This window comes from Streptomyces daliensis (genome assembly GCF_054782395.1).
Genome location: NZ_BAAGSO010000073.1, coordinates 1 through 1,429, shown reverse-complemented (window position 1 = coordinate 1,429; position 1,429 = coordinate 1). Strand labels below are relative to the sequence as shown.

Here is a 1,429-nt window from a genome sequence, read left to right as displayed (position 1 = left end):
GGGTGAGACCTGATGCCGAGCCGATTGTGGCGAAGTGGATGATCCTATGCTGTCGAGAAAAGCCTCTAGCGAGTTGTGTGGCGGCCCGTACCCTAAACCGACTCAGGTGGTCAGGTAGAGAATACCGAGGCGTTCGGGTGAACTATGGTTAAGGAACTCGGCAAAATGCCCCCGTAACTTCGGGAGAAGGGGGGCCATGTCTGGTGATGGGATGTGCTCCTTGAGCTGGGTGTGGCCGCAGAGACCAGCGAGAAGCGACTGTTTACTAAAAACACAGGTCCGTGCGAAGCCGTAAGGCGATGTATACGGACTGACGCCTGCCCGGTGCTGGAACGTTAAGGGGACCGGTTAATCAGGATTCGTTCTGGTGAAGCTGAGAACTTAAGCGCCAGTAAACGGCGGTGGTAACTATAACCATCCTAAGGTAGCGAAATTCCTTGTCGGGTAAGTTCCGACCTGCACGAATGGCGTAACGACTTCTTGACTGTCTCAACCATAGGCCCGGTGAAATTGCACTACGAGTAAAGATGCTCGTTTCGCGCAGCAGGACGGAAAGACCCCGGGACCTTTACTATAGCTTGATATTGGTGTTCGGTTCGGCTTGTGTAGGATAGGTGGGAGACTGTGATCTTCAAGCGCCAGCTTGGGGGGAGTCGTTGTTGAAATACCACTCTGGTCGTGCTGGATGTCTAACCTGGGTCCGTGATCCGGATCAGGGACAGTGTCTGGTGGGTAGTTTAACTGGGGCGGTTGCCTCCTAAAGGGTAACGGAGGCGCCCAAAGGTTCCCTCAGCCTGGTTGGTAATCAGGTGGTGAGTGTAAGTGCACAAGGGAGCTTGACTGTGAGACTGACGGGTCGAGCAGGGACGAAAGTCGGGACTAGTGATCCGGCGGTGGCTTGTGGAAGCGCCGTCGCTCAACGGATAAAAGGTACCCCGGGGATAACAGGCTGATCTTCCCCAAGAGTCCATATCGACGGGATGGTTTGGCACCTCGATGTCGGCTCGTCGCATCCTGGGGCTGGAGTCGGTCCCAAGGGTTGGGCTGTTCGCCCATTAAAGCGGTACGCGAGCTGGGTTTAGAACGTCGTGAGACAGTTCGGTCCCTATCCGCTGCGCGCGTAGGAGTCTTGAGAAGGGCTGTCCCTAGTACGAGAGGACCGGGACGGACGGACCTCTGGTGTGCCAGTTGTTCTGCCAAGGGCATGGCTGGTTGGCTACGTTCGGAAAGGATAACCGCTGAAAGCATCTAAGCGGGAAGCCTGCTTCGAGATGAGGACTCCCACCCCCTTTGGAGGGGTTAAGGCTCCCGGTAGATGACCGGGTTGATAGGCCGGATATGGAAGCCCTGTGAGGGGTGGAGTTGACCGGTACTAATAGGCCGAGGGCTTGTCCATAGTTGCTTGCGTCCACTGTGTAGGTTCTGAGAC

The 1,429-nt window shown here is 56.1% G+C and carries 1 rRNA gene; it reads left to right on the top strand.

The features are described from left to right. Positions 1-1,396 (top strand): 23S ribosomal RNA (locus tag ACYVOO_RS16750); the annotation flags it as partial. Positions 1,397-1,429 lie beyond the last annotated feature (33 nt).